This is a genomic window from Haloferax profundi, from assembly GCF_001469865.1.
GTDB lineage: Archaea > Halobacteriota > Halobacteria > Halobacteriales > Haloferacaceae > Haloferax > Haloferax profundi.
Genome location: NZ_LOPV01000503.1, coordinates 1 through 1394, shown reverse-complemented (window position 1 = coordinate 1394; position 1394 = coordinate 1). Strand labels below are relative to the sequence as shown.

Here is a 1394-nt window from a genome sequence, read left to right as displayed (position 1 = left end):
GGAGACGATATACAGTCGGCTGAAGAAAGCACTCCGACAGACTGCCCTCCGGTCGGCCGCGGATGGGACACTAAACGACGTGATGCTGTCGGAAAGCCCAGATATCCGGCTCAGCGACTTCGAGATCGGGAAGTACCTCTTCCGACTCAACGTCAAATCGATAGAGAAGGGTGTTGAGGCAAAGAGTTCACAGATAGGACGATTACGTGGGTTCTGACCATTTCGTCCATTTCTGGTTAGTCAAAAACCTTATGTGATGGATTTGTGCCATCCTGGTTTTTGCTGTTGCGCTCCACTAGTATGAGGCGGTCAGACGGCGACTGGAAGAGTGGGCCGAGTAATCTCTTCTCCAGCAAAAATTGTCATCCCGAATTAGTCTGTCTCCCTAAACTTATCACACTCTGTGATGACCAGACCATATGGGCCTTGGGCCACGTGAAATCCCACCACAATCCGACTCTCGTGGGTACGTTCGACCACCGGACGACGCGTACGAGATCGATGAAGACGACAAGGAGTATCAACAGCACCAAGCTGTCAACAACGTTCTACTGGAACGACTCGTCGAACGAATTACGGGACGAGGCGATTATGGTCAGACCGTTTACGACGTTAACCCGAAGGATCAGTTCTTCGCGGGCGCGCTAGCGAGCCAGTACCAGTACCGCGAAGCTCAAGAGTCCGACGACGCGTTCGGAAATATCGCCACGCGAGTCGCGCCCTTCACGATGGGGCTCCAATTCAAGCTCCCAGCATCAGTTCCGGACGACGAGACGGTGACGATCAATCCTACTGCGAAGGTCTACTATCGCCGTCTACCAACCTACGAGGAACAACAGGATTTCGGTGGGCCCGTCGGATTCGATCCGGAGATTGCTGAAGACGATGCGCTCACACCGTCTAAGGTGGACGAAGAGTCTGAAGCAGGAGACGCCGAGGACGAAGAGTCCAGTGGGTATGCCGGAGACGACGCGTCGCTAGAGGAGCTCCGACCAGTGTACGAACGAGTTCAGATTGACGCTGGTCCTCTCACAGTCACTGCAGGCGATCTAAAGCGAGCCGCGAAGTCCGACGGCGAGCTACCCTCTCTCACGGACGACGATGCGCTGATGGATGCGATGGAGACCTACCGGCAAGACGAGCGCCGGTACCGGGAACCAGATCCGCCGGAAGAGGTAGACAGTCGTAACGCGGACAAGATTCCGGAAGCCGCTCTTGAAGACGAGGAAACCTTCGAGACGTTCTTAGAACAACGATTTAGTGGAGACACGCCGACGCCAGTATGGGATTTCGAGATATCACTCACAGCCCAATACGACGAGGACGACATCATCGTCTCCGTCTCCTTCGTGAACAAACACGGTGTCGAGTACCCCGACGCGCTTGACCCGAAA

The 1394-nt window shown here is 55.0% G+C and carries 1 protein-coding gene and 1 pseudogene; both read left to right on the top strand.

The window, feature by feature from the left end; all coding sequences use genetic code 11:
• On the top strand, positions 1-217 hold a 217-nt coding region (locus AUR66_RS22235), incomplete at its 5' end, for a hypothetical protein (RefSeq protein ID WP_197409828.1).
• Positions 218-419: 202 nt separating this feature from the next.
• Positions 420-1394 (top strand): annotated as a pseudogene (locus AUR66_RS16035) (helicase-related protein); the annotation flags it as partial.